1 protein-coding gene is annotated in these 1,083 nt (G+C 67.1%); it reads right to left on the bottom strand.

Going from position 1 to position 1,083, the window contains the following annotated elements; translation table 11 throughout:
- Positions 1-174: 174 nt before the first annotated feature.
- The coding region (locus EIZ44_RS44430; RefSeq protein WP_134734617.1) for a serine hydrolase domain-containing protein at positions 175-1,083 on the bottom strand (909 nt) is incomplete at its 5' end.

Here is a 1,083-nt window from a genome sequence, read left to right as displayed (position 1 = left end):
GAGTGTCCGTCGTGGACTGTCCGGATCTGCACGCCGGTCGCGCCTGCCGCGACTGTTTCTTCCGCGACGGTGCGGACGGGGTCGGCCGCGGCTGGCGTGGTGGGGGCGAGCAGGGCCGCGGTCAGGGCGAAGGGCACAGCGTTCAGCATTGGTTTCCTCGTTCAGTGTTGGCACTCAGCTGCAAAAGAACTTGTCGAGCACGGCGCGAGTCCAGTCGAAGTTCGGGCCCCGGCCCAATGTGACCGAAGCCTCGACGCGCCGTTTTCCGTCCGGGCTGGTGAACGCGACGGTCTGGAACCCCGGAATTCCGCCGGTGTGACCGAAAACCCGTACTCCGCAGGTGGTGGTCGGGGTGCGCAACCCGAGCCCGTACTCCTCGGTGGCGGAACGCGGGGTGGTCATCTGCTTCAGCAGCGGCGGTGGTACCAGCCGCCCCGCCGCCAGCGCCCGGACGAACTTGTCCAGATCCGCTGTGGTGGAGATGATTTCGCCGGCCGCCCAGGCCATGCTCGGGTTCAAGTCGGTGACGTCGACGAGTTTCCCGTTCATCTCCTGGTACCCGTGCGCGTGCGGGTCCGGGATCCCGGTGCGGTCCCCGGGAACCGACGTGTGGTGCAGGCCGAGCGGCCGCAGGATGCGTTGTGCCGCTTCGGTTCCCCACGCGTGCCCGGTGGTCCGCTCGATGAGCATCCCGAGCACGATGAAATTGGTGTTGGAGTAGGAATGCTTGCTGCCGGGCGGGAAGTCCAGCGGCTTGGCCGTCGAGAGCGCGACCATCGACTCCGGCGAACGGTGCTGGTACCGGATCTTTTCCAGGTCGGGCCCGAGCAGCGGGAGAGAGTCGGTGTAGTCGTAGAGGCCGCTGGTGTGCTGCAGGAGCATTCGCACGGTGATCTCTTCGCCGTGCGGCAGGAGTCCGGGCAGGTAGTGCTCGACGGGCGCGTCGAGCTGGACGCGGTGTTCCGCTACGAGTTGCAGGACCACAGTGGACGTGAACATCTTCGTCGCGCTGCCGATCCGGAACCGTCCGGTGGGCGAGACTGGCCGTCGGGAGTCCAGTTCGGACACTCCGGCGGTCACGGT

It is taken from the genome of Amycolatopsis nivea (assembly GCF_004522235.1).
In the GTDB taxonomy this organism is placed as follows: Bacteria; Actinomycetota; Actinomycetes; order Mycobacteriales; family Pseudonocardiaceae; genus Amycolatopsis; species Amycolatopsis nivea.
The sequence above is the reverse complement of the archived record's forward strand: the minus strand, read 5'-3'. Positions and strand labels throughout refer to the sequence as shown.